General features: G+C 62.8%; 26 protein-coding genes. 8 read left to right on the top strand and 18 right to left on the bottom strand.

Features of this window, described 5'->3' with window-relative positions:
- Positions 1-476 precede the first annotated feature (476 nt).
- From sctL to BLO97_RS05285, 8 genes are all read right to left on the bottom strand, one after another.
- Complete coding sequence (gene sctL, locus BLO97_RS05250; protein WP_092345213.1) at positions 477-1,070, bottom strand: type III secretion system stator protein SctL; 594 nt, start codon at positions 1,068-1,070, stop codon at positions 477-479.
- On the bottom strand, positions 1,048-1,638 hold the full coding sequence (locus BLO97_RS05255; RefSeq protein ID WP_092221372.1) for a type III secretion protein: 591 nt from the start codon (positions 1,636-1,638) through the stop codon (positions 1,048-1,050). Before BLO97_RS05255 ends, sctL begins: the two co-directional genes overlap by 23 nt.
- On the bottom strand, positions 1,635-2,522 hold the full coding sequence (gene sctJ, locus BLO97_RS05260) for a type III secretion system inner membrane ring lipoprotein SctJ (RefSeq protein ID WP_072349216.1): 888 nt from the start codon (positions 2,520-2,522) through the stop codon (positions 1,635-1,637). The genes BLO97_RS05255 and sctJ overlap by 4 nt, the downstream gene beginning before the upstream one ends.
- Before the next feature lie 14 nt (positions 2,523-2,536).
- Positions 2,537-2,911, bottom strand: a complete 375-nt coding sequence (gene sctI, locus BLO97_RS05265; RefSeq protein ID WP_092150003.1) for a type III secretion system inner rod subunit SctI — start codon at positions 2,909-2,911, stop codon at positions 2,537-2,539.
- 52 nt (positions 2,912-2,963) lie between these two features.
- Positions 2,964-3,875: a type III secretion protein gene (locus tag BLO97_RS05270; protein WP_175489833.1), complete on the bottom strand. Its 912-nt coding sequence runs from the start codon at positions 3,873-3,875 to the stop codon at positions 2,964-2,966.
- A 59-nt stretch (positions 3,876-3,934) separates the two neighbouring features.
- Positions 3,935-4,144: a type III secretion system major pilin HrpA gene (locus BLO97_RS05275; protein ID WP_003177441.1), complete on the bottom strand. Its 210-nt coding sequence runs from the start codon at positions 4,142-4,144 to the stop codon at positions 3,935-3,937.
- A 93-nt stretch (positions 4,145-4,237) separates the two neighbouring features.
- A complete protein-coding gene (locus BLO97_RS05280; protein WP_063323931.1) occupies positions 4,238-5,161 on the bottom strand; it encodes a sigma 54-interacting transcriptional regulator in 924 nt (307 codons plus the stop codon).
- Between the two features lie 402 nt (positions 5,162-5,563).
- A complete protein-coding gene (locus tag BLO97_RS05285) occupies positions 5,564-6,139 on the bottom strand; it encodes a DUF6436 domain-containing protein (RefSeq protein ID WP_092345215.1) in 576 nt (191 codons plus the stop codon).
- Positions 6,140-6,247: 108 nt separating this feature from the next.
- On the opposite strand from BLO97_RS05285, the gene BLO97_RS05290 reads away from it, so the two are divergent.
- Positions 6,248-7,195 (top strand): phospholipase BipL, encoded by a 948-nt coding sequence (locus BLO97_RS05290; protein WP_092150009.1) that lies wholly within the window; start codon positions 6,248-6,250, stop codon positions 7,193-7,195.
- 94 nt (positions 7,196-7,289) lie between these two features.
- Here the strand turns inward: BLO97_RS05290 and BLO97_RS05295 are convergent, their stop codons facing one another.
- Complete coding sequence (locus BLO97_RS05295) at positions 7,290-8,033, bottom strand: DUF2059 domain-containing protein (protein WP_092221377.1); 744 nt, start codon at positions 8,031-8,033, stop codon at positions 7,290-7,292.
- Positions 8,034-8,174: 141 nt separating this feature from the next.
- Here BLO97_RS05295 and BLO97_RS05300 point away from each other — a divergent pair, with 141 nt between their 5' ends.
- A complete protein-coding gene (locus BLO97_RS05300) occupies positions 8,175-8,807 on the top strand; it encodes a 2OG-Fe(II) oxygenase (RefSeq protein ID WP_072349205.1) in 633 nt (210 codons plus the stop codon).
- Between the two features lie 2 nt (positions 8,808-8,809).
- On the top strand, positions 8,810-9,301 hold the full coding sequence (locus BLO97_RS05305; RefSeq protein ID WP_092345217.1) for a 2-thiouracil desulfurase family protein: 492 nt from the start codon (positions 8,810-8,812) through the stop codon (positions 9,299-9,301).
- Positions 9,302-9,471: 170 nt separating this feature from the next.
- Here the strand turns inward: BLO97_RS05305 and BLO97_RS05310 are convergent, their stop codons facing one another.
- A complete protein-coding gene (locus BLO97_RS05310; protein ID WP_063323937.1) occupies positions 9,472-10,845 on the bottom strand; it encodes a GTPase/DUF3482 domain-containing protein in 1,374 nt (457 codons plus the stop codon).
- Complete coding sequence (locus BLO97_RS05315; protein WP_092345218.1) at positions 10,838-12,205, bottom strand: DUF2868 domain-containing protein; 1,368 nt, start codon at positions 12,203-12,205, stop codon at positions 10,838-10,840. The genes BLO97_RS05310 and BLO97_RS05315 overlap by 8 nt, the downstream gene beginning before the upstream one ends.
- Positions 12,206-12,291: 86 nt before the next feature.
- Here BLO97_RS05315 and BLO97_RS05320 point away from each other — a divergent pair, with 86 nt between their 5' ends.
- Positions 12,292-12,804 (top strand): dihydrofolate reductase, encoded by a 513-nt coding sequence (locus BLO97_RS05320; RefSeq protein ID WP_092150021.1) that lies wholly within the window; start codon positions 12,292-12,294, stop codon positions 12,802-12,804.
- Positions 12,805-12,834: 30 nt separating this feature from the next.
- Here BLO97_RS05320 and BLO97_RS05325 read toward each other — a convergent pair whose 3' ends face one another.
- On the bottom strand, positions 12,835-14,226 hold the full coding sequence (locus BLO97_RS05325) for an L-cystine transporter (RefSeq protein ID WP_092221383.1): 1,392 nt from the start codon (positions 14,224-14,226) through the stop codon (positions 12,835-12,837).
- 242 nt (positions 14,227-14,468) lie between these two features.
- On the opposite strand from BLO97_RS05325, the gene BLO97_RS05330 reads away from it, so the two are divergent.
- Entirely contained in the window at positions 14,469-15,524 is a 1,056-nt protein-coding gene (locus tag BLO97_RS05330; protein ID WP_092150027.1) for an HAD family hydrolase, read from the top strand.
- 248 nt (positions 15,525-15,772) lie between these two features.
- Here BLO97_RS05330 and ilvD read toward each other — a convergent pair whose 3' ends face one another.
- From ilvD to BLO97_RS05350, 4 genes are all read right to left on the bottom strand, one after another.
- Positions 15,773-17,614, bottom strand: coding sequence for a dihydroxy-acid dehydratase (ilvD, locus tag BLO97_RS05335; RefSeq protein WP_057449518.1), 1,842 nt, complete (start codon positions 17,612-17,614; stop codon positions 15,773-15,775).
- Positions 17,615-17,872: 258 nt separating this feature from the next.
- Positions 17,873-19,078 (bottom strand): MFS transporter, encoded by a 1,206-nt coding sequence (locus BLO97_RS05340; RefSeq protein ID WP_092345220.1) that lies wholly within the window; start codon positions 19,076-19,078, stop codon positions 17,873-17,875.
- A gap of 246 nt (positions 19,079-19,324) precedes the next feature.
- A complete protein-coding gene (locus BLO97_RS05345; RefSeq protein ID WP_003206543.1) occupies positions 19,325-20,521 on the bottom strand; it encodes a class I SAM-dependent rRNA methyltransferase in 1,197 nt (398 codons plus the stop codon).
- Positions 20,522-20,632: 111 nt separating this feature from the next.
- Positions 20,633-21,172 carry a type 1 glutamine amidotransferase domain-containing protein gene (locus tag BLO97_RS05350; protein WP_063323944.1) on the bottom strand — a complete coding sequence of 180 codons (540 nt, stop codon included), beginning with the start codon at positions 21,170-21,172 and terminating at the stop codon, positions 20,633-20,635.
- A 232-nt stretch (positions 21,173-21,404) separates the two neighbouring features.
- Between BLO97_RS05350 and BLO97_RS05355 the strand changes: the two genes are divergently transcribed.
- From BLO97_RS05355 to BLO97_RS05365, 3 genes are read left to right on the top strand one after another with little or no spacing between them, the layout of a single operon-like run.
- Positions 21,405-22,220 carry an HDOD domain-containing protein gene (locus tag BLO97_RS05355; protein WP_170845996.1) on the top strand — a complete coding sequence of 272 codons (816 nt, stop codon included), beginning with the start codon at positions 21,405-21,407 and terminating at the stop codon, positions 22,218-22,220.
- Between the two features lie 30 nt (positions 22,221-22,250).
- A complete protein-coding gene (gene mutM / locus BLO97_RS05360) occupies positions 22,251-23,063 on the top strand; it encodes a bifunctional DNA-formamidopyrimidine glycosylase/DNA-(apurinic or apyrimidinic site) lyase (protein WP_003206537.1) in 813 nt (270 codons plus the stop codon).
- 52 nt (positions 23,064-23,115) lie between these two features.
- Positions 23,116-23,436, top strand: coding sequence for a multidrug transporter (locus tag BLO97_RS05365; protein WP_092150036.1), 321 nt, complete (start codon positions 23,116-23,118; stop codon positions 23,434-23,436).
- 161 nt (positions 23,437-23,597) lie between these two features.
- Here the strand turns inward: BLO97_RS05365 and BLO97_RS05370 are convergent, their stop codons facing one another.
- On the bottom strand, positions 23,598-23,849 hold the full coding sequence (locus BLO97_RS05370; RefSeq protein ID WP_003206534.1) for a YfhL family 4Fe-4S dicluster ferredoxin: 252 nt from the start codon (positions 23,847-23,849) through the stop codon (positions 23,598-23,600).
- A 137-nt stretch (positions 23,850-23,986) separates the two neighbouring features.
- The gene (gene coaD / locus BLO97_RS05375; protein ID WP_003177462.1) at positions 23,987-24,466 is read right to left on the bottom strand and encodes a pantetheine-phosphate adenylyltransferase; all 480 of its coding nucleotides are present in this window, start codon (positions 24,464-24,466) and stop codon (positions 23,987-23,989) included.
- Between the last annotated feature and the right edge of the window lie 112 nt (positions 24,467-24,578).

Below are 24,578 nucleotides of genomic sequence, written 5' to 3' on the forward strand. Positions count from 1 at the left end.
GGCTTGCTCGCGATGGCGGCCTGACAGCCGGCCATGCTCTTGTTGACTGCGTACATATCCATTGCTGCGGTAACGGCCACTTAGGGTTCCGCCCTGACGGCGGCTCACTTTTGAAAAGCGCAAAAGTAAGCAAAACGCTTTTGCCCCACCACTTGGCACCTCGCTTAGGCTCGGTGTGCCCTCACTCCGGCATTGCTCCGTGGGCCGCCGCGAAGGGCCATCCATGGCCCAGCGCGGCTAACCCGGCATCCATGCCGGGTTGCCCACTGCCAATACCTGCGTTCGGCCAGCGTGGTTAACGGGGCGCCGAGATCAACGTCCACCGCGAGGCGGCCTTATAGCCGACCTGGTTCTGGGTGATCGTGTTTCTCCTGTGGGAGCAAGCTCGCTCCCACAGTTTTTTCCCGGGGGGTGTTCACAGGCATCGCCGTCACCCCAAATCCCCTGTGTGTGAGCTTGCTCGCGAAAGCGACGGGTCAGCTTGCGGTGATGGGTTGTGGTTCGGGCAGGCGTAGGGTTTCGACGGCGGTGGGCCAGTCGAGCAGGTATGTACCGCCCGGCGTTTCCAGCTTCAGTTGATGTCGTTCCATGTCGACATCGGCCATCGGCGTCCAGGGGCGTCGGCCGTCGATGCCCAGGCTCTGGGTCAGGCTTGCCAGGTCTTCAGGATGACAGCGAAGGGTGGCGCAGACCGGGTCGTCCTGACGCGACGCCAGTTGGCGGACGAGTGCATCGATGCGTGCCTGCTCCGGGACTTCGTTCAACAGCGTCCCCAGGGCCTCGTTGACCACGTGTGCAGCACTCGTCTCGATTCGCTCCCACATGGCTTGACGCTGGGCTTCCCAGGCGGCGAGCACGGTTTCGGCCTTTTCCCAGAATTGTGCTTGAGCCTCGAGCACGGTCGCGTCCGCCTCTGCGCTGGCGCGTCCAAGCAATTGCGCGGCCTGCGCCTGGGCCTGCTCGAGGATGACCTGTGCGCGGGCACAATCGACCAGGGTTTCGCGAGCGATGTAGGGCTGCGACAGGCCTTGGCCATCGGGGCGCAGTTCAAGCGAACGCCGAGCGAGCATCGTGTCTCTCCGTTTGGATAGGTGCCGAGGGTGCCAGGCTTTGCTCAGCTTTCCAGCAGGCGGACTGCCAAAGCGTATTCAGCTTGGCGGCTGGCGGTTGAGGGGCGGGTGCCGATTCGATGGCGATGATTCTGTCGCGTGGGAACGCCAGGCGCGCCCGTTCCCAGGCCTGTTCGCCCAGCCAGGCACGCAGCAGGGCGAGCGGATCCTGGTCTTGTTCGAGCCAGTGTCCCGGGCGCAGGGCTTTGGCTGTGCGCTCGCACCAGGCCCGGTCCTGCACCGAAAGTGCCTGTGTTGCCGTTAACGGTGCGCAGGTGCTTGCCACCAATTCGCAGGCAAGGACCAAGGTCCGGGGCGTGCCGCAGAACAGCGATTGCAGCGCCGGGCTGGGTTGGGGGGGCGTGCACGGCGTCATACCGAAGTTGCGGGCAAGCGCGGCATGCTGCGCTCGGGCGAGGGCGTCGATCTGTGGCGCGGTCAGCAGGCAAAGCGCTGACGAATACCAGCCCCGGTCTGCTTCGCGCCAGGCGAGGGTCCACCAGCGAACCCATGCAATCTCCGCCGTCATGCGGCGGTCCCGCTACGGTCGGGTTTGGTCCCTGGGTTTTTCACGGCGAACAGCCCAGGTGTCATGCTGTTTTGGGGGGCGGCGGGCGTCCCGGCCGGTTTGGTGAGCGTGCGATCGAGAAATCGTGGCAGCACCAACACGCCGTTGCGCCACAGCCGATAGAGGCCATACAAGACGCCCATCAGGATGGCGAGCAAGGTGATGCTTGCCGTCACGGTCACCGCCCGCCAATAGCCGATGTCGTCGGCCTGCATGAGGAAGGGGCCGAAATACGCCATCTTGCGCCGTTCCTGATATGGCGCGGCGGGAACGAATACCACCGATAGCTTGGCCGGATTCTGGGCGGCGTCGGCCATGCCGGGAATCCCGCTGGCGACCAGGTTGCGCACGCGCGGGGTGATGCTGTCGGGGTCCAGCGCACGGGTATGCTTGATAAACACCGAGGCCGATGCGGGTTGGACCGGCTCACCCGGGGCCACCCGTTCCGGCAGGACCACATGGACCCGGGCGAGCACCACGCCATCTATTTGTGACAGCGTCGATTCGAGCTCCTGGGACAGCGCATAGATGTAGCGGGCACGCTCCTCCATCGGCGTGGAAATGACCCCTTCCTTGCGGAAGATCTCCCCCAGGCTGGAACGTGAGCGACGCGGCAGGCCGGCGGCTTCGAGTACCTGGACGGCGCTGTTCATGTCGGCAGGCTCGACCAGCACGGTCAACCCGTCTTTGTCGACTTGCTTGCTCGCCTCCACGTTCTTGTTCGCCAACTCGGCGATCACTTCGTTGGCATCCTGCTCGGAAAGATGGCTGTGCAGCGCCGTCCGTTCGTCGCAACCGGTGAGCAGCAGGCACAGCAACAGTGTCGAGAACGCGCGCTTGGACATGACCGGCCTTCCCTTTACTGAAGATTGGTGAGCTTCTCGATGGCCTGGGAGCCTTTGCTGACCACTTTCGCGGTCATCAGGCTTTCCAGGTGGAAGGACGACAGTGAGCGGTTCGACTGCAACATGTCCTGCGGGTCGGCAGTGCGGATGGCCTTGAGCATGTCCCGGTTGGCGCGGTCGTCCAGGCGCTGCAGTTCACCGGAGCGGCTCGACAGCGAGTCAATGATGCGTGCCGCGACATTGTTTTCGCTGTTCGGGGCGGGGGCTTTTTCGCGCATTTGTGCATTGAACCAACTGACATCGCTGGTCTCGGCGCTCGCTGGTGGCCTGGCGCTCGTTTTGGCGGACGTGGAGGCGAGGTTGCTGGGGTCGATGGCGTGTATGTCCACGGAATGTCTCCTGTTTCAACGGTCGGTTTGAAAACTCAAAGGTCGGGTGCCTTCAGGCGCACATCAGCCTCAAGACGTTGCGAGCGCTACCGGTGACGCTCAGGTGAAACTCGATTTCTTCCCGGTTGCGCCGGGCACGCGGACGCGGCGGGGCTTGCTGGCCGGCCAGGCGGGCGAGGGCGAAGTCCAGCTCTTCCAGGGCAAGTTGGAACAACCGGGTTTCGCGAGCATCCAGCGCTGTGCCGCGGGCAATGCGTTCGGTCCATGTCCACCGTTCTGCGTCGAGGGTCGCTGGCGGGGGATAGCGCGTCGGATGCTGGTCCATGAACGCGGCGATCTCGAACAACAGGTCCTGGTCGTCTGGTTCATACCGCGCCTGGCCGTCACCTTCGTCGATGTCCAGCAGCGTCAGCAGTTTCCTGCGGCCCAGGACCGCGATGATCTTGAGCAGCAGCGACAGGCTCGCGTCATGACGACTGCGCCGCGTGGCGTGATCGCCCTCGATCTCCCAGGCGCCGAACAGCGCGCCACAGAAGGGGTTGTTGGCATTGCCGAAATCGCTTTGGCTGTCGACATCGTTGTCACCGATGGGCTGTCGGCGATAGGCGAACATCTGGGCCAGATCGTTGAACAGGTCTTCATTGGAATAGGCGTCATCGATATCGACGTCGAGATTGGAGCCGGTGCCGCTGTTGATTTCTTCCAGGATGTCTTCCAGTACCAGGCGCAAAGGGTCTTGGGTCTCTGCGGCGAATCTGTCCTGGGGGCTCGGCCAACCCGGTCGAGACTGTCCGCCCGCCGACCCCTTTTCGTTGCCCCACTGGACGAGCGACTCTCTCAACCGGTCGCCGGCTCCGTGCAGCGCCAGGTGCAGGCTTGGCGGAGTCGGCGCAGGACGCAGCGTGGGGTCGTCATGGGACAGGTCTCTGAGAGCTCGAAGGCTGTCTGGCAAGTCGATGTGCATAGGGCCTCCTCGCATCGCGCTTGAGGTTACCCCGCCGGAGCGGGGCTGAAGCGAGAGGGTCAGAATCGTATGTTTTTCGAGGCCTCCCCCATGGCGGTGATGGCTTTGGTTGCGGTGTCCATCGACCCTGCCGCGATTGCGTTCATGGTGTCAGCGACCAGTTTCTTCTGGTCGAATTCGGATTTCATGGTTGTCATCGCAGCCGAGGTCGCGTCCATCTGCTGCATGGCAGCCGTGGAAGCCGCGAGAGAAAGTCCACCAAAACTCATAGTCGTATCTCCGGGTTGTGGAATGGCGAGACGATCGTGAGCGTCTCGCTGGTTAAGTGGCGGCCGTTGCGTAAACGGTTCCACCGATCCCACTCAACTCGTCGATATTTGCAGGCACTTCATCCGGTAATACAGCGTGCGCCGGGCGATACCCAGTTCGGCGATGACCTTGTCGATGCAATGATGGTGGCGGCGCATGCAGTCCTCGATGAGGATTTTTTCGAACTGCTGCAGGTGTTCTTTCAACTTGAGTGTCGAGCTGCTGTGTTCCAGTTGCTCGGCGCGGGGCAGTGCCGGCAAGCCGAGTACGTACCGCTTGGCGGCGGACTGCAGCTCGCGGATGTTGCCAGGCCAGGCGTAGCCGAGCAGTTGGCGCAACAGCGCTGGCGACGGCGCGACGTAGGGCCGGTCAAGTGCCTGGGCTTCCCGGCGCACCAGCGACTGGAACAGCGGCACGATGCGCTCCTTGCGGCTGCGCAGTGGCGGCAGCTTGAGGCTGATGATGTTCAGGCGAAAATAAAGGTCCCTGCGAAACTCGCCACGTTCGACCATTTCTCCCAGCGGGCACTGGGCGGAGGCGATCACTCGCATGTTCACCGGGATGTTCTGGGTCGAGCCCAGGCGCTGGACCGTCCTGGATTCCAGGACTCGCAGCAGCTTGGCTTGCAGGCCCAACGGCATGCTGTCGATTTCGTCCAGGTACAGCGTGCCGTTATGTGCGGCTTCGACGAACCCCGCGCGATTTTGGCTGGCCCCGGTAAATGCGCCGGTGTTGGCCCCGAAGAGCTGGCTCTCGGCGAGGGTTTCGGGAATGGCGGCGCAGTTGATGGCCACGAACTTGCCGGAGCAGCCGGACATGCGATGGATCTTTTCTGCCAGCGTGTCTTTACCGGTACCCGTCTCGCCGCGCAGCAACACATCGATCATGAGCGGAGCGACGCATTGGACGAACGCCTCGAGGTTGAGGGCATCTTCTTTATAGGGATTGGAAAGTGCAGCGCATAGCAGCTTTTGCATCACTGACGATTCCATTTCTTGTTTGGTTAGAAGGGTCGACAAGTTGAACGATGAAAAGGCGTGTGAAACTTCCTCGAGTTGGCGCCGCCGCGCGACTGCACAGTAATAAACATTTTGCTGGTCACGAGGTTTAGAGAAGAGATTAAAAAAAAGTTCATGCCGGCACGGCCGCTGTTAATCGATTCAGCTAAACGGTCAACCGGGCTGAAATGCCCTGAACAACCCGTCTGGCATGGGGCACAGGCCGAAAATGAGCGGTGATGGCGTCGTTTCGAAAAATTGGATCCGACAAACGGTTCAGCCCAGGCCCTTACTTTGAGCAAGAGCTCTAGAAGCGAGCACTAGTCTCAACTTTGTCGCCGCCCAAGAGGGGTAGGTGTAATACGCGTTGTAGTTAATTCGTCAGTTTGAAACCGCCCATGGGCAATAACAGCCCACCGCCAACGTGTGTGTCGCACTAACTTCCCGGCCGACACTCAACGCCTCGAGAATCGGCTCGATGAAGCTGTTGTTCGAGTTGCAGGTCAGGCCTTCGCTGTAGGGGCCGAAGTACGCCAGTTTGCCGCTGCGATCCCAGATCGCTACGGCCGGGCTTGCAGGGATCTGGCTTGAACCGGGAAGCGCCGGGAGGGTTATCAAGTGGCTCAACGTGGCCGGCAGCTGACCTTGGCTGCCGGCTTTTTGTACCGCATAAAACTCGACGCCTTGCGGTACATATTTATCGACCAACTCGGCAAGGTGTTGCTGGTTGCCGACGTTGCACGGGCACGCCGGGTCCCAGAAATGCACCAGGCGTATTGCGCCGGGGCCGGCCAGATCGGCAGGCAGGCGCAGCGGGTCGCCGGAAAACACCGCGGTGTGTTGGCTGAAAGCGCGCAGGAAACGGCCTTGGAACCAGTCGTAGGCTATCCACAATACGACGGCGCATCCGAGGGCGAGCAGGCTGGCGAGCAAGGCTGTGCGGTGGGACGGGCGCATGGAGTCGATCCTCTGAAGCCGCGTAGCTTGCCATGCCTGCCGCGACAGATGAATATCGCAGGCCTACAAAGTCTGTTTCGCGCGATGCGCCTATGCCTGGAAATCTTGATGCCTGCCACTTTCGCCCCCGATCTCCTGCGTGCCAGCCTGAAGCCGCTGGCCCAGTGGCAAGCCCTGTCCGAGCAAGCCCAGGCCTACCAGCGGTTCTATGGCCTGGACTTTCCCCAACGCAGCGTGCGCAAGGGATTGGGGCGTTTCGAGGTGGGTGGGTATGAGCTGGTCAGCCAGGTCTGGTGGCCGGAAAAAGCCGTGGCGACCTTGTTTGTGTTCCACGGTTATTACGATCACATGGGGTTGTATCGCCACTTGATCGAGTGGGCTCTGGAGCAGAAGTTCGCGGTGATCGCTTGTGATCTGCCGGGCCACGGCCTGTCCAGTGGCGAGCGCGCCAGCATCGAGGATTTTGCCGAGTACCAGGCCACCTTGCAGGGCCTGTTGGCCGAGGCCGGGACACTCGACCTGCCGCAACCCTGGCACCTGTGCGGGCAGAGCACCGGCGGGGCCATTGTCGTCGATCACGTGCTCAACCAGGGCGCACAGAGCCCGGCCCAGGGCCAGGTCATCCTGCTGTCACCCCTGGTGCGGCCGCGGGCCTGGGGCTGGTCGCGCCTGAGTTATTACCTGCTCAAACCCTTCGTAAGGGGGATTGCCCGACGTTTCAGCGAGAACTCCACCGACCCGGACTTCCTGCCGTTCCTGCAAGCCGACCCGCTGCAACCACTACGCCTGCCCACCGCCTGGGTGGGCGCGTTGGGGCAATGGATCAAGCGTATCGAAGCCGCCCCGAGCAGCCCGCGCCAGCCATTGATCGTGCAGGGACAGGCGGACATGACGGTGGATTGGGTGCACAACCTGCAAGTGCTACGCAGCAAGTTCGATCGGCCGCAGGTGTTGATGTTGCCCGAGGGACGCCATCACTTGGCGAATGAGGCGCTGGCTTTGCGGCAGGAGATGTTTGGGTTTTTGACGAAGCGGATGAGCCGGGTTCGGCGGTGACCGGGCTATTGCTATCGCGAGCAGGCTCGCTCCCACAGAGTGTTGAGCTGCGAGATCCAATGTGGGCGAGCTTGCTCGCGATGGCGGCGCTGAACTACTGCCCGAGATTCTGCCCCACCGCCAACCCCGCCCGAATCGCCGCCAGGGCCGCTTGATAATAAGCCTGGCCCTCGGTCGATTCGGCGAAGGTGGCGAACTCTTCCAGCTCGGTATCCGTCAGGTCACGGTAGACGTACAGCAGCGTGTTGTTCAGGTCCGCGCCGATCTGTTCCATTAACCGCTGGCGCTGGCTGTCGAGCATGCCCTGGGCCTGGCCGCCGCCCAGCAGCCCCGGGATCATCGAACTCAGGCTGTCGGCCGCCACGCCGGCGATCGCCAGGCTGACTTCGGCGCCGGCCTCGCGGGCGGGCAGGGCCTGGGCCAGGTGGCCGATGATCAACAAGCGGTTGTCGCTGGCTGGCATCTTCGGCAGGCCCTTGGCGTTTTTCGCCAATTGATCACGCCGGGTCGCCAGCAACTCGGCCGCCACGACCTTGCGGCCCAGAGGCGACTGGAAAAAGCTCAGGGCCGGGCTGGGGTCACGCAAATTCTTGCGCATTTGCGCCTCGGCCCGCTGGTCCATGGCCTGGGGGGAGAAACGTTGATTGCTGTTGTTCACCAGGGCCTGGAACACCGCCGGCGGCAGGCTGCTCTGATAGCGCTGCTGGGCGGCGCTCAAGGCGTCATTGAAATGCGCCCGCTGTTCCGGCCAACCGGCGACCTTGTACAACTGGTCGTAGCTGTCTGCCCAGGCGGGCAAAACGCAGAACATCAACAGTGAGAAAAGCAAACGGCGCATAGGGACTCCTGTCAGCAGCCGACTATTCTCCGTGGGGTGTGGGGTCTTGTCGAGAATTCGTATCAAGTTCGTACGACGGTGCTATCTGGCGGCAAAAAACCTGCCGAGCGTCGCTGTTGGTTTTACAGGCACAGGCATACTATGCGCGCCATGCAAATACCTTCTGATCACCCGCTGCTGTTACGTATCGTCGACGACCTGGCCGAGCGCGGCTGGTCGCAGCAGGACCTCTTCCTGCCGGAGGCGCTGACCCGCGCCCTGGCGGCCGAATGCCGCCAGCGTGCCGCCGAGGGCGAACTGGCCCCGGCAGCGGTCGGGCGCGGGCCGTTCTCGGAGATCCGCGAAGGGATCCGGGGTGATCACATTCAGTGGATCGAACCCGGCCAGGCGCAAGCCTGCGACCATTACCTGGCGCTGATGGACAGCCTGCGCGAGGCGATGAATCGCGGGTTGTTCCTGGGGCTGGAAGACTTCGAAAGCCACTTTGCCCTCTATCCGCCTGGCGCGTTCTACCTCAAGCACGTCGACCGCTTCCGCGATGACGACCGACGCACAGTGTCGGCGGTGCTTTACCTCAATGACGACTGGTTGCCGGAACACGGCGGCCAGTTGCGCATGTACCTGGACGAAAGCCTGGAACAGGACGTGGTGCCCATCGGCGGTTGCCTGGTGGTGTTCCTGTCGGGGGATATTCCCCATGAAGTACTGCCGGCCACGCGTGATCGCCTGTCCTTGACCGGTTGGTTCCGCCGTCGCGGCAACGAGTTGTTCTGAAGATGGAAAAGATCCTGGTCAGTCGCTGCCTGCTCGGGCATCGCGTGCGCTACGACGGCGGCGCCAGTGGGCCGTTCGATCAATTGCAGCAATGGCTCGACGAAGGCCGGATCGTGGCGCTGTGCCCGGAAGTCGCCGGCGGTTTGCCTACGCCCCGGGCGGCGGCGGAGATTCCCGGCGGACAGGGTGGGCAAGTGCTCGACGGCCAGGCACTGGTCATCACCACCGACGGCGAAAATGTGAGTGCGCAGTTTTTGTCCGGTGCGCATCAAGCGCTGGCGTTGGTGCGCGAACACGGCATTCGGATCGCCGTGCTCAAGGCCAATAGCCCATCGTGCGGCAACCTGTTGACCTATGACGGAACGTTCAGCGGTGTGAAGGTCAGCGGCGAAGGCGTGACGGCGGCGTTGCTCAAGCGCCATGGCGTGCAAGTGTTCAGTGAGCTGGAATTGCCTGAAGCGGCGGCGGCCCTCAAGGCCTTGAACAACGATTGATGGATTGCTTTTGTGGCGAGGGAGCTTGCTCCCGCTGGGCTGCGAAGCAGCCCTAAACCTGACACCTCGGTGCATCAGATCAATCACATTTTGGGGCTGCTGCGCAACCCAGCGGGAGCAAGCTCCCTCGCCACAGGGTTTTGTGTACTTGGCACAAGGTTTTGTGTCGTTCAGAGCTGCTCAGCCAACTGCTCAATCAGCTCCTGGCGTTCTGCCTGGCTCAATCGCGGTTGAGGGTTCAGCGACGACCACTGCGGATGCGCCCGCGCCTTGTTCAAGGCGTCGGGCAGCTTGCCCTCGCGCCAGGTCTTGTCCTGGGGTGTGGCGATGCGGATGCTGTCCATCGCCGCATGGCCGCGCTGGTCGAGGGCTTGCAGCAGTTGGCGTTGGCGCAGGGCCAACAGGCGCAGCACGCTGTCGTCCACGGTCAATTCCCGTTGCCCCTTGAGCTTGCCCATCAGCCGGTTGCCATAGCTGCGGGCGGTTTGCAGGGTGCCGCCGACAATGGCCCCGGCCAGGGCGGCGGCGCCAAGGGTCAGGCCGCCCACCAGCAAATCCACGCCAGCCCCGGCCGCCGCACCCGCCGCGATCCCACCGCCGACGCGTACGCCCAGTTGCTTGAGAGTCTCGGGGTTGAACAGGTCATCGCCCCAGCGCCCGTCGAGCAGCGGCAGATCGCTGGCAGCGGCGTCCTGGGGACGAAAAGCGTAAAGCTTGAGCAGGGCCTCGACGCAGCGCTGCTCGCGCTGACGCACCGCTTTGCGCAGTTCACTGATGGCCTCGCGTTCCAGTTCGGCGTCGCTGGCGACGCTGCGTCGGCAGGCGGCGCAGTCGATCAGCAGTTCGGCGATCAAGCGCGCCGCGCTCTGCTGGCGGGCCAGGCGTTGGACCTGTTGATCGGCGACCAGGCGTTCCAGTTGCCCACGGGCGCTTTCCAGCAACAGCGCGAGGCTCTCATACAGGCGTCGCTCGCCGTCCTCGGGCGGAGCCACACTGTCAAAACGCACCAGGGCGTGCAGCCCCAAGCGCGCCAGCGCTTCGCGCCAGTCGGGCTCGCGATGGTGGGCGCTGCTGACGAAATTCAACACCGGCAGCAGCGGCTTGCCACAACTGGCGAGGACTTCCAATTCATCGCGGTACTTGGCCAGCACCGGCTCCCGGGCGTCGATCACATAAAGCCCGGCGTCGCTGGCGAGCAGTTGTCGCAGCACTTTGGCTTCTTGTTCGAAGCGTTGCCGCGCCTCGCTGCCCTCGAGAAAGCGGGCCAGGCGCGCCGGGCCATCGAGGCGTTCGCCAGGACGCTCCAGGCGCTCGAGGTAATCGAGCAGGGCGATGGCGTCTTCCAGGCCCGGCGTGTCGTACAGTTCCAGCAGCGCTTCGCCGTCCACCGACAGGCGCGCACCTTCGACATGGCGGGTGGTGCTCGGGCGATGGGACACTTCGCCGAAGCCGACGTCGCGGGTCAAGGTGCGCAGCAGCGAGGTCTTGCCCACGTTGGTGTGGCCGACCACCGCCAGCTTCAGCGGCTTCATGGGTTCAGTCATGGCCGGTCTCCAGCCAGTTCAAGGGCATGCAGTCGGCGAAGGGCAACTGCAACTGTTGCAGTGCGGTGTGCCAGTCGCCCAGGCGCTCGGCGTCCAGCGCTTCGCCAGGCGGCGCCTGCAACAGCCAGACGCGGGTGGCGCCGGCACTGCGGGCTAGCTCGGCGATCAGCGCCAGGCTGCCGCGGTCCGGCGAACGGCGTGGGTCGCAGGCAATTGCCAGGCGCGCCGGCGCAAAGCGCGACAATTGTTCGAGAAGTTTGTGGCGCGACTCGCGGCTGTCGAGAATGCCGGCGCTTTTCACGGTTTCGGGCAGCTTGGGCGGCCAGGGCCGATCGTCCAACTCGATTGCCACCAGCAGCGCGCCGTCGCTGTTTATTGCACTGGCAGCATTTTCGATGGGATGCAATTGCGCGGGGGCGGCGTCGTTGACGCCCAGTCGCTCGCTGCTGGGCATCAGCCGTTCACGCAATTGGGCGTAGCCCGGCAGGTTCAGGTCCAGGCGCAGCGTGGCGCGGCCGCGCCGCCAGCGCCACAGGCACAGCAGTGCCAGGCACAAGCGCGGCAGCAGACCATAGACCAGCAGCACACCGACCAGCCAGGCAGCCCAGGCCTGGCGGGCACTTTCGATGTTCAGGGCGGCATCGCCACTGGCGCGGATCATTTCCACCGTCGGCACGCTGAAACCCAGTAGGGCGGGCAGCGCACCGAGGGCCTGGGTCATGGCGACGAAGGTCTCGCCGCCGAGGAGGGTGGTTTCCCAGACGAAGCCGTAGCGCCGGGTCGCCATCAACATCAGTACGATGACCAGCGCGCTGAGCATCGCCAGCAGCCACAGGCTATTGACCAACACGCCAAGAGCCCAGCGATTGAGCTTGTGCCGTTGCAGCAACAGCAGCAGGGCCGGCGCCAGTTGGGCGGCCTTGGCATCGCGGGCGAGTTTTTCGCTGAGCCACAACCACAGGCGTCCCAGCGTGGCACCTTGCTCGCCAGCGAATATCAGGCCCAGTGCCCAGCTGATGAGCAGGATCAGGTTCAGCCCTAACAGGCTGCCCAAGGCCCAGAACACATTGACCGGTGCCTGCCCGTCGCCGAGTGCGGCAAACCCCAGTCCGGCGCCGCTGATGATGGCGATCAGCGCCAATGCGATCAGCGCCAGGCGCGCCCCTTGCAACCAATGGCGCAGGGCCTCGGTGAGGCCATCGCGCTCGGCCAGCCAGCGGGCGCGGTGGTGGATGCGAGTGGCTAAGTCGCCGCCGGCCGCACGGGCCAGGCGATTGGCTTCCTGGTCCTCGAGCGGGCCGGCGTGTTCTTCACGCAGGCGTATCGTCTCGGTCAACCAGAGGTTCTGCAGTACTGTCACGAGGGTTTCCGTTGCTCGAATGAGGGTTGAGCATAACCGCTGTGAAGCCTGTCGGGGTACGCCGAGCCTCTGGTATCCTCGCCGCCATGAACAAAACTCTCCCCCTAAGCCTGATCGCAGCCCTCGGTGAAAACCGTGTGATCGGCGTCGACAACAGCATGCCCTGGCACCTGCCCGGGGATTTCAAATACTTCAAGGCCACCACCCTGGGCAAGCCGATCATCATGGGACGCAAGACCTGGGATTCCCTCGGTCGACCGCTGCCGGGACGCCTGAACATCGTGGTCAGCCGTCAGCCGGGCCTGGTGCTGGAAGGCGCGGAGGTTTTTTCCACGCTGGAGGCGGCGGTGGCGCGGGCCGAGGCGTGGGCAATGGAACAGGGCGTCGATGAGCTGATGTTGATCGGCGGCGCGCAACTGTACGCCCAGGCGCTGGCGCAGGCGGATCGGCTGTATCTGACCCGCGTGGCCTTGAGCCCGGAGGGGGATGCGTGGTTTCCGGAATTCGATTCGAGCCAGTGGACGTTGGTCTCGAACCAGCCGAACCCGGCTGAAGGGGACAAGCCGGCCTACAGCTTCGAGGTGTGGGAGAAACGTTGAGACAAGCGTAGATCGTTCCCGCGCCCCCCATCAAGCGTGTACCAACTCCCCATGCGCCTCGGCATCGAGCAACGCCTTGTCAGTCTGCTGCATCACCTGGCTGGTAATCGCCCCGGCGGTGATCGAGCCGCTGACGTTCAACGCCGTACGGCCCATGTCGATCAGCGGTTCGACGGAAATCAGCAACGCCACTAGCGCGACCGGCAACCCCATGGCCGGCAGCACGATCAGCGCGGCGAACGTCGCGCCGCCACCGACCCCGGCCACCCCGGCCGAACTCAACGTCACGATCGCCACCAGCGTCGCGATCCACACCGGATCCAGCGGGTTGATGCCCACAGTCGGCGCGACCATCACCGCCAGCATGGCCGGATAAAGGCCGGCACAACCGTTCTGGCCGATGGTGGCGCCGAACGAGGCGCTGAAGCTGGCGATCGTCCGTGGAATGCCGAGGCGGCTGGTCTGGGCTTCAATGCTCAACGGGATGGTGGCCGCGCTTGAGCGGCTGGTGAAGGCGAAGGTCAGCACCGGCCAGATCTTGCGGAAAAAGCGCAACGGGTTGATCCCGGCAGCAGACACCAGCAGGCCATGGACCACGAACATCAGGCCCAGCCCCAGGTACGACACCACGACAAAACTGCCGAGCTTGATGATGTCCTGCAGGTTGGAACCGGCCACCACCTTGGTCATCAGCGCCAGCACACCGTACGGCGTCAGCTTCATCACCAGGCGCACCAGGCGCGTCACCCAGCTTTGCAGGGTGTCGATGGTGTTGATCACTTTCTGGCCTTTCTCCACGTCGTCCTTGAGCAACTGCAGCGCCGCGACCCCGAGGAACGCGGCGAAGATCACCACGCTGATGATCGAGGTCGGCTTGGCCCGGGCCAGGTCGGCAAAGGGGTTTTGCGGAATGAACGAAAGCAGCAATTGCGGGACATTCAGGTCGGCGACCTTGCCGGCGTAGTCGCTCTGGATCACTTGCAGGCGCGCCAGTTCCTGGGGGCCGGCCACCAGGCCTTCGGCGGTCAGGCCGAACAGGTTGGTCAGGCCAATACCGATCAGCGCGGCGATGGCGGTGGTCAGCAGCAGCGCGCCGATAGTCAGGAAGCTGATCTTGCCCAGGGACGAGGCGTTATGCAGGCGGGCCACGGCGCTGAGGATCGAGGCGAAGACCAGCGGGATAACGATCATTTGCAGCAACTGCACGTAGCCGTTGCCCACCAGGTCGAACCAGCCGATCGAGGCCTTGAGCACCGGGTTGCCGGCGCCATAAATCGTGTGCAGGGCGAGACCGAACGCCACGCCCAGTACCAGTGCCAGCAGCACTTTCCTGGCCAGGCTCCAGGTGCGGTGACGGGTTTGTGCCAGGCCGAACAGCAAGGCGAGGAACACCAGAAGATTGAGGGTCAGCGGCAGATTCATCAAAAAGACTCCGACAAGGCGTGCCAGTCGCCCGAAGCCGCGACTGTGAGCCGGGAAGCCTAACAGCCTGATAACTAATGAATTAATACTAAAAACGCATGTAGATTGTCGTTTATGGAATAAGGCAGCGACGTTTACGGATATGTCGCTGGCGCAATCAAGACGCAGGCGGTCGCGGGTAGGCGAGGACTGTCACAAGCATTTGTTAGCGTCGAGTTCTTTTGAACCCGGGAGAAATGCCGATGAAACTCGCACCTCGTTTTCTCGCTGTCGCCTTGAGCCTTGGTCTCGCCGGCCAGGCATTGGCCACCGATCTCAAACACTGGCCGGCGGAACAAGCCAAGGCTCTGGAGACGATGATCGCGGCCAACGCCAACAAGGGTAACTACGCGGTGTTCGACATGGACAACACCAGTTACCGCTACGATCTGGAAGAGTCGTTGCTGCCGTTCATGGAGAACAAGGGCCTCATCACCCGGGAAAGCCTGGACCCATCCTTGAAGCTGATGCCGTTCAAGGACACCGCCGATCACAAGGAAAGCCTGTTCAGCTATTACTACCGCCTGTGCGAAGTGGATGACATGGTCTGCTACCCATGGGTGGCCCAGGTGTTCTCCGGCTTCACCCTCAAGGAACTCAAGGGCTATGTCGACGAGCTGATGGCGTCCGGTAAACCGGTGCCGACCACCTATTACGATGGCGACAAGGTGGTCCAGTACAACGTCAACCCGCCGAAAGTCTTCACCGGCCAGGCCGAGCTGTACAACAAGCTGATGGAAAACGGCATCGAGGTCTATGTCATGACCGCCGCTTCCGAAGAGTTGGTGCGCATGGTCGCCTCCGATCCGAAGTACGGCTACAACCTCAAGCCGCAGAACGTCATCGGCGTGACCACGCTGCTCAAGGACCGCAAGACTGGCGAGCTGACCACCGCGCGCAAGCAGATCACCGCCGGCAAATATGATGAGAAGGCCAACCTCGGCCTGGAGTACACGCCTTACCTGTGGACCCCGGCGACCTGGATGGCCGGCAAGCACGCGGCGATCCTGACGTACATCGACGAATGGAAAAAACCGGTGCTGGTCGCTGGCGACACGCCGAGCAGTGACGGCTACATGTTGTTCCACGATGTGGACGTAGCCAAGGGCGGCATCCACCTGTGGGTCAACCGCAAGGACAAATACATGACCCAGATTAACGGCATGATGGCCAAGCACGCTGCCGCCCAGGCCAAGGAAGGACTGCCGGTGACAGCGGACAAGAACTGGGTGATCGTCAAGCCGGAAGATATCCAGTAACACGGCATCAAAGAGGCAAGGTATTGCCTTTGTGGCGAGGGAGCTTGCTCCCGCTGGGCTGCGTAGCAGCCCCAAAACCTCCAAATGCGGAGCATCAGACACACCGCACCTGCCGGTTTACGACTGCTTCGCAGCCGAGCGGGAGCAAGCTCCCTCGCCACGGGGAATCATGTGGTTCCAGAGTCCGAACAGGCGCCCAAAAAAAGCCCCGCACTTGGCGGGGCATTTTTTATTGCGACTAACGACGCTTACAGGCCGTCAAGCATCGCCTTGTTACGCACCGCGCCCTTGTCGGCGCTGGTGGCGAGCAGGGCGTAAGCCTTGAGGGCCGTGGTGACTTTGCGTGGACGCACTTCCACCGGTTTCCAGCCTTTGTTGTCCTGTTCGACGCGGCGCCCGGCCAGCTCTTCGTCGCTGATCAACAGGTTGATCGAGCGGTTCGGAATGTCGATCAGGACCTTGTCGCCGTCGCGCACCAGACCGATGGCGCCGCCCGCCGCAGCCTCCGGCGAAGCGTGGCCGATGGACAGGCCCGAGGTGCCGCCGGAGAACCGGCCATCGGTCAGCAAGGCGCAGGCTTTGCCCAGGCCCTTGGACTTCAGGTAGGAGGTTGGGTAGAGCATTTCCTGCATGCCCGGGCCGCCTTTCGGACCTTCGTAGCGAATGATCACGATGTCACCGGCCTTCACTTCGTCAGCGAGGATGCCGCGCACCGCGCTGTCCTGGCTTTCGAAAATCTTCGCGTTGCCTTCGAACACATGGATCGACTCGTCGACACCGGCGGTTTTCACCACGCAGCCATCCAGGGCGATGTTGCCGTAGAGCACGGCCAGGCCGCCTTCCTTGGAATACGCGTGCTCGACGCTGCGGATGCAGCCGTTTTCACGGTCGTCGTCCAGGGTCTCCCAACGGGTCGACTGGCTGAACGCGGTTTGCGTCGGAATGCCCGCCGGGCCGGCCTTGAAGAAGTGGTGCACGGCCTCGTCGGTGGTCTGGGTGATGTCCCACTTGGCAATGCCTTCGGCCATGGTCTTGCTGTGCACGGTCGGCAGGTCGGTGTGCAACAGGCCACCACGGGCCAGGGAACCGAGGATGCTGAAGATCCCGCCGGCGCGGTGCACATCTTCCATGTGGTACTTCTGGATATTCGGCGCGACCTTGCACAGTTGCGGCACGTGACGGGACAGGCGGTCGATGTCGCGCAGGTCGAAATCGATCTCGGCTTCCTGGGCAGCGGCCAGCAAGTGCAGGATGGTGTTGGTGGAACCGCCCATGGCGATGTCCAGGGTCATGGCGTTTTCGAACGCCTTGAAGTTGGCGATGTTGCGCGGCAACACCGACTCGTCGTTCTCACCGTAGTAGCGCTTGCACAGCTCGACGATGGTGCGGCCGGCCTGCAGGAACAGCTGTTCGCGGTCGCTGTGGGTGGCCAGGGTGGAGCCGTTACCTGGCAAGGCCAGGCCCAAGGCTTCGGTGAGGCAGTTCATCGAGTTGGCGGTGAACATGCCGGAGCACGAACCGCAGGTCGGGCAGGCGCTGCGCTCGTACTCGGCAACCTTCTCGTCGGAGGCGCTGGAGTCGGCGGCGATCACCATGGCGTCGACCAGGTCGAGGCCGTGGCTGGCAAGCTTGGTCTTGCCGGCTTCCATCGGGCCGCCGGAGACGAAGATCACCGGGATGTTCAGGCGCAGGGCGGCCATGAGCATGCCCGGGGTGATCTTGTCGCAGTTGGAAATGCACACGATGGCGTCGGCGCAGTGGGCATTGACCATGTATTCGACGGAGTCGGCGATGATCTCGCGGCTGGGCAGCGAATAGAGCATGCCGTCATGGCCCATGGCGATGCCGTCGTCCACGGCGATGGTATTGAATTCCTTGGCAACGCCGCCCACGCGTTCGATTTCCCGGGCGACCAACTGACCCAGGTCCTTGAGATGCACGTGACCCGGTACGAACTGGGTGAAGGAGTTGGCAATGGCGATGATCGGCTTCTTGAAGTCGTCATCCTTCATCCCCGTGGCGCGCCACAAGGCACGGGCGCCGGCCATGTTGCGGCCATGGGTGGATGTTTTCGAGCGATAATCAGGCATGGAGCACTCCGGGCGGCTAATCAGATATCAAAGGGGAAGTGAGCTTCTGTTGACGTTCTGGAACACCGGGGATTGGCCGAGTGTCCGGAAGTGGCCGATGACTTTGCAGGATCGCTGCGCGCCTCAGCATGAGCTCATAAACCCGCCGGGGATGAATGGCGATGAATGTCGCGATTCTACACCGCTGGCGCCAGGATGAAATGACGCAAAGCGCTGATCGGGCGCCAATGTCGCGCTTGAGATGACGACTGGCAACGCTCAGCCGGCCAACAGCGCCCTGTGACGGTGCCGGGCCAGGCTATTGAGCCCCAGCCCCAGGGCGCTGAGCAGCATCAGGCACAGGGCCAGCGTCATCTGCCTGTCCAGCGGGGTGAGGCTGATCGCAGCACTGGTCAGGCCGCCGACGATGAAGATCAGCACGCTACCGGCCGAGGCGGACGTACCGGCTTGCTCCGGGAATCTGTTCATTGCCAGGGTATGGGCCGCCGCCCGGGCAATGGTCGTTCCGGCGGTGCACACGATCATGGGCAGCAGCAGGGTGGTGACCGACAAGCCCAATTGGCTGGAGAGCCCAAGCATCAGGATCCCCGCCGCCAGGATCAGGCCAAGGCCTGTGATGATTTGCGTCTGGGGGGCGATTCGATTGCTCAGCACGGTCGCCACCGCTCCGCCGCCGATATAAGCCAGTCCGTAGCCCAGCAGTGCCCACGAAAAGGCCTCGGGCGAGAGTTGTAACTGATCGATGAGCAGCAGCGGCGAAATGACGATAAACGAAAAGTGGCAGGAAAAGGCCAGTGCCGATGTCAACCAATAGGTCATGAAGCTGAAGTCGCCACAGACCTTTCGATAAGACGCAATGAAGTCCAGGCGCTGGCGTGGGCGACCCGCGGGGGAAGGTTTGAGTAACAGGCTGGCGCCCACAAACACGCCGACCGCCAGGGCCACGAACACCAGGAAGGCGCCGCGCCAGCCCATCCAGCTTTGTAGCCCGGTGCCGGCCAGGGGCGAAACGGAAATGAAAATGCCGCCGCAGGTGACCAGGAATATACGCAGTCGCTGCTGCTCCCTGCCTGTGAACAAGTCCTGTATCAACGCCTGGGACAGCACGAAACAACCACACCCCAAGGCCTGGACGACGCGGAAGAACAGAAAGGACCAGTAGCCATCGGTGAGCACGCAACCTGTTGCCCCGACCGCTGAAACGCTGATCCCGATCAACAGCAGGTTCTTTCGCCCCATGACGTCGGAGAGTGGGCCAACCAGCAGTTGCGAAAGGGCGATGCCCACCGCGAACAGTCTGACAGACAGGGCAATGTCCGACGATGGACGTTCGAACTGCTCGGACAGGGCGGGGAACGAAGGCAGCACGACGTCGATTGGAAAGACCCCGAGCAGTGTCAGGGTCAGCAATAGGCCGACGGTGGCGGGTTTGCGGGTGGCCAGGTGGTTTTGCGGATCAGTCATCGAACAGTTCCAGGACGTACCTGAGGGTCGCTTTCAATCCTAATGCGTCATGCCAGCCAGGCGAGGGGGAGATTGAGTAGGAAGGTTCTGGTAATGACGTGGGGGGACTCCTACAGACGTTTGCTACTTATTGATTATTGCGCCAGGGACTTATTCAGGCACGCAAAAAAAACGCAGCCAAGGTTGCGGTCAGAATGCAATTGGAGTGCGCGGGGCACAGCGCTACGGCACTGGCCCCGCCTGGCCTCAGCTGTTGGGCAACAGCCGGCAGGTGATGCTCTTGATGTAGCGGGTTTCGGCAATGGCCGGGTGTACCGGATGGTCCGGCCCCTGGCCGCCGCGTTCGAGCAGTTGAATGTTGCGGTCCAGGTGACGAGCGCTGGTCAGCAGGATGTTTTGCAGGTCGTCTTCCGGCAGGTGCATCGAGCACGATGCGCTGACCAGGATGCCGTCCTTGCTGAGCAGGCGCATGGCTTGTTCGTTGAGGCGGCGATAGGCGCCCTCACCGTTTTTCAGGTCTTTCTTGCGCTTGATGAAAGCGGGTGGGTCGGCCACGATCACGTCGAAGCGTTCTTCGCTGGCCTTGAGCTCCTTCAGGGCTTCGAACACGTCGCCTTCGATGCAGGTCAGCTTCTCGGCGAAGCCGTTCAGCGCGGCGTTGCGCTCGACACCGTCGAGGGCAAAGGCCGAAGCATCGACGCAGAACACTTCACTGGCGCCGAACGCTGCGGCTTGCACGCCCCAGCCGCCGATGTAGCTGAACAGGTCCAGGACGCGCTTGCCCTTGGCGTACGGGGCCAGGCGTGCGCGGTTCATGCGGTGGTCGTAGAACCAGCCGGTTTTCTGGCCTTCCATGACCGGCGCTTCGAACTTCACGCCGTTCTCTTCCAGGGCGACCCACTCCGGCACCAGGCCGAACACGGTCTCGACGTAGCGGTTCAGGCCTTCGGCGTCACGGGCCGCGGAGTCGTTCTTGAACAGGATGCCGCTGGGCTTGAGCACCTGGGTCAGGGCGGCGATCACGTCGTCCTTGTGGGCTTCCATGGTGGCAGAGGCGATCTGCACCACCAGGATGTCGCCGAAACGGTCGACCACCAGGCCTGGCAACAGGTCGGAATCACCGTAGACCAGGCGATAGAACGGCTTGTCGAACAGCCGCTCGCGCAGGGACAACGCCACGTTGAGGCGGTGCACCAGCAGGGATTTGTCCAGCGGCAGCTTCACGTCGCGGGACAGCAGCCGGGCGCAGATCAGGTTGTTGGGGCTCATCGCAACGATGCCCAGCGGCTTGCCGCCGGCGGCTTCGAGGATGGCCTGGTCACCGGCCTTGAAGCCGTGCAGCGGGGTGGCGGCTACATCGATTTCGTTGCTGTAGACCCACAGGTGGCCGGCGCGCAGGCGACGGTCGGCGTTGGCTTTGAGGCGCAGGCTAGGCAGGGACATGACGTCGCTCCGGAAAAAAGAGCGGGAGTATACCGTGTTGCAACCGTGGCGGGGCTGGTGGTGGACATGTGGTGAGGAAGCGGGCTCCCTCACCACGGTATCGGGCAGGTTTCAGGCGGACAACGCGCTGATCAACTCGCGGTTGAACGCCGGAATGTCATCGGGCTGACGGCTGCTGATCAACGTGCCGTCCTTGACCACTTCCTTATCGACCCAGTTCGCGCCGGCGTTGACCAGGTCATCCTTGAGGGTCTTGTAGCTGGTCATGGTCTTGCCCTTGACCAGCCCGCTCGACACCAGCAACCAGCCGCCATGGCAAATCACCGCAATGGGCTTGCCCGCCGCCTCGAAGCCCTTGACCAGTTTCTGGGCATCGGTGTCGATGCGGATGGTGTCGGAGTTCTGCACGCCACCGGGCAGCACCACGGCGTCGTACTGTTCGACATTGGCCGCCTTGAAGGTCAGGTCGATCCGAAAGTCGTCGGCCGGCTGGTCATGGTTCCAGCCTTTGACCTGGCCTTCGCGGGCCGAAACGATGTCAACTTTGACGCCGGCCTGTTCCAGCGCCTGTTGGGGGCCGGTCAGTTCGGCCTGTTCAAAACCGTCGGTCACGAGGATGGCGACACGTTTGTTGTTCAGGGAGCCAGGCATGAAAAATCTCCTCAAGCTGAGTGGCTGGGTTGCCGACTCAAGCCTTATGCAGGCTTGGCTGTCGGCCCTGTAAGGTCCGAAGCCAATGCCTGAAGGAAAGTTCCGCCGATCTACCCGGCGGTGTATCGGATCCATCTTTAAGGGTTAGAATCCCCGCCTGACACCGGAGTGTGTACTCATGTCCAAAGAACTTTCCGCCGAACAAATCCAACAGTCCTTGCAAGGCATCAGCGTGCCGCCCCAGCCGCAGATCATGGTGGATCTGCAGATGGAGCAGTACATGCCCGATCCGGACCTGGAGACCATCGCCAAGCTGATCTCCCACGATCCGGGTCTTTCCGGGGCCTTGCTCAAGATCGTCAACTCGCCGTATTACGGCCTGCGCAACAAGATCACCTCGATCCAGCGAGCGGTGAATCTGCTGGGCAGCCGTTCGATCATCAACCTGATCAATGCGCAGTCGATCAAGGGCGAGCTGCACGACGACGCCATCGTGACCCTGAACCGCTTCTGGGATACCGCCCAGGATGTGGCGATGACTTGCCTGACCCTGGCCAAGCGCGTCGGCCTGGAGAACGGTGACGAAGCCTATGCGCTGGGGTTGTTCCACGATTGCGGGGTGCCGTTGATGCTCAAGCAGTTCCCCAGCTACATGGGCGTGCTGGAAGAGGCCTACGCCAATGCCAGCGCCGAGTGCCGGGTAGTGGACACCGAGAATCGTGAGTTCAACACCAACCATGCGGTGGTCGGTTACTACACTTCCAAATCCTGGCGCCTGCCGGATCACGTCAGCCAGGCCATCGCCAACCACCACAATGCCCTGGCGATTTTCAGCGACGAGTCTTCACGCAATAACAGCCAGTTGAAGAATCTGCTGGCGATCCTGAAGATGTCCGAGAACATCTGTGCGTCCCACCGGGTGCTCGGCAATCAGGCCGAAGACCACGAGTGGGATTGCGTCGGGAGCCTTGTGCTCGATTACATCGGGTTGTCGGAATACGACTTCCAGACCCAGAAACAGGAAATTCGCGACCTCGCCACTCGTTGAGTGCGGGGCTTCGCCTGATTCGAGAGCCTCATGCCAGAACTGCCGGAAGTCGAAACCACCCGTCGCGGCATCGCGCCCCATCTTGAAGGCCAGCGGGTCAGCCGCGTGGTGGTCCGCGACCGCCGCCTGCGCTGGCCGATCCCGGAAGATCTCGACGTGCGCCTTTCGGGCCAGCGCATCGTGCAGGTGGAGCGGCGGGCCAAGTACCTGTTGATCAATGCCGAGGTCGGCACGTTGATCAGCCACCTGGGCATGTCCGGCAACCTGCGCTTGGTGGAAGTCGGCATGCCGGCCGCCAAGCACGAGCACGTCGACATCGAGCTGGAATCCGGCCTGGCCTTGCGCTACACCGACCCTCGCCGCTTTGGCGCGATGCTCTGGAGCCTCGACCCGTTCAATCACGAGTTGTTGATTCGCCTTGGTCCCGAGCCGTTGACCGACCTGTTCGATGGCGAACGATTGTTCCAGCTCTCGCGGGGGCGGTCCATGGCGGTCAAGCCGTTCATCATGGACAACGCGGTGGTGGTGGGGGTGGGCAATATCTACGCGACCGAGGCCCTGTTCGCCGCCGGCATCGACCCGCGCCGGGCCGCCGGAGGCATTTCCCGGGCGCGTTACCTGAAGCTGGCGATCGAGATCAAGCGCATCCTCGCCCATGCCATCGAGCGCGGTGGCACCACGCTGCGGGACTTTATCGGCGGGGATGGCCAACCCGGCTATTTCCAGCAGGAACTGTTCGTCTACGGCCGGGGCGGGGAGCTGTGCAAAGTCTGCGGCACGGGGCTGCGGGAAATCCGCCTGGGCCAGCGCGCCAGCGTCTGGTGTCCACGCTGTCAGAGCTGATTTGTCCTACGGTCTATAGTCAGTAGTATTGATTTAGCCGAAGGATCGCCCGATGAAACTGCTTCGACCTGTCGTTCTAGCGCTGCTGCTGAGTGTCGGTTTGCCTGCCCTGGCAAGCGAAGGCAGCGGCGATCCGCGCTACACCATCCAGAACCCGCCGGCCTTCGCCATGCTCGGCGACCTGCTGATTGCTCGTCCGCTGCTGCTCGCCGCCACGGTGATTGGCGCCGGGGCATTCGTGGTGTCGTTGCCCTTTACCGCGCTGGGCGGCGGGGTCGGCGATGCGGGGAAGGCGTTGGTGGTGGACCCGGCCAGGGCCACGTTCGTGCGATGCCTGGGGTGTGTGGGGGAGGGGTTTGAGCGGCAGGAGTGAGGCCGGCAACTGAGTCTTGGTGCTGCTGATGGCCCCTTCGCGAGCAAGCCCGCTCCCACAAGGGATTTGCTTAAGATACACATGCTGTGGACATAGCCGATCTCTGTGGGAGCGGGCTTGCTCGCGAAGAGGCCCGCACAAACGCTACAGAGGCTTCTGGCTCAAGCTTTGCCAGTAATCTTGCGATATTTCGCCATCAACTGTTCTTCAGTTTCCGGATGAGCCTCGTCCAGGGGGATGCAATCCACCGGGCAGACCTGTTGGCACTGGGGTTCGTCGTAATGGCCGACACACTGGGTGCACAAGTTCGGGTCGATGACGTAGATCTCTTCGCCTTGGGAAATGGCCTCGTTCGGGCATTCGGGTTCGCAGACGTCGCAATTGATGCAGTCGTCGGTGATGATCAGGGACATGCGGGCTCCTGCCGGGGCGTTGGGCCCGGGCATATGAAAAACGTATGGGCGCAATTGTGCCGCATTGGCGAGCGCAGTGCACGCGGGCGCGATGGACTGCGCTGTGCCGGGCTGCGAAGCGGGTCGCAGCCCGCGGGTTATTTCTTGAAGCGCAGGGTTAGCGCATCGGCCACGGCCGGGTGGACGAACTTGGTGATATCACCGCCCAACGCCGCGATTTCCCGGACCAGGGTCGAGGAAATGAAGGAATAACGCTCCGACGGCGTCAGGAACAGGCTCTCGACGTCCGGTGCCAGTTGGCGGTTCATGTTGGCCAGTTGGAACTCGTACTCGAAGTCCGAGACCGCCCGCAGGCCGCGCAGGAACACATTGGCGTTCTTTTCCTTGGCAAAGTGCGCCAAAAGCGTCGAGAAGCCGACCACTTCCACGTTGGGCAGGTGCTTGGTGACCTCGCGGGCCAGTTCCACACGTTGTTCCAGCGGGAACAGCGGGTTTTTCTTCGGGCTGGCGGCGACGGCAATGATCACGTGGTCGAACAGGCGCGCGGCGCGTTCGACCAGATCGCCATGGCCCTTGGTAATAGGGTCGAAGGTACCTGGGTACAACACTCGGTTCATCGCGTCGTCCTGGCGGGAGTCCGTTGGGGAGTCGGATGGTATCGCAGCCTTCTCGGTCGGCCAAGTCGGCTGTTGCGTAAGAAAGCACTATAGACGGTGCGAATAATCCGGA

Origin of the sequence: Pseudomonas sp. NFACC05-1, from assembly GCF_900100135.1 — a bacterium.
GTDB classification, from domain to species: domain Bacteria; phylum Pseudomonadota; class Gammaproteobacteria; order Pseudomonadales; family Pseudomonadaceae; genus Aquipseudomonas; species Aquipseudomonas fluorescens_Q.